The following is a 585-nucleotide window of genomic DNA, read 5'->3' on the forward strand; positions in this document are numbered from 1 at the left end:
ATTTTCGTGGTGGCTCATCCAGTTCACATATTAGGAAAATGTAACCAAATGTTAGTGGTGACATAAGGTTGTTCACGTTTGTGAGTAGAAATTTATGCCACACTGAGAGTAGATGATAAGGATATCACCGGACAGGTCTCGCCTTCAGAGCCAATAACTTGTTCGTCAAAGGGAGGATTTGCATGGAAGCACTCACTGCTTTGTTCCGCGTTCTGTTTAACAGTGCCCGCGATCTTCTTCCTATTGTGATTGTTATTACCTTCTTCCAATTGGTGGTTCTGCAAGAGCCTTTATCTAACTTGGTCTCGATTCTTTTTGGTTTGTTGTTGGTCATTTTAGGCCTGACGTTTTTTATTTTCGGGCTAGAACTCGGCTTGTTCCCCATTGGCGAAAATATGGCACAAGCCTTTGCTCGAAAGGGCAGTGTGTTTTGGTTATTGATTTTTGCGTTTTGCTTGGGGTTTGGAACCACTATCGCAGAGCCGGCATTGACTGCTGTTGCAGAAGAGGCCTCAGAGGTGGCGGCTGAAGGCGGGATGATCCCCAATTCCGAACAATCCATGACGGAGTATGGCGTTGGCCTGC

At 45.8% G+C, this 585-nt stretch carries 1 protein-coding gene; it reads left to right on the forward strand.

Annotated elements, in window-relative coordinates; all coding sequences use genetic code 11:
- Positions 1-182: 182 nt before the first annotated feature.
- Positions 183-585: DUF1538 family protein (locus R7Q48_RS29310; protein ID WP_318133875.1), on the forward strand; the 403-nt coding region annotated here is incomplete at its 3' end.

The sequence above is a fragment of the Vibrio sp. 378 genome, from assembly GCF_033339435.1.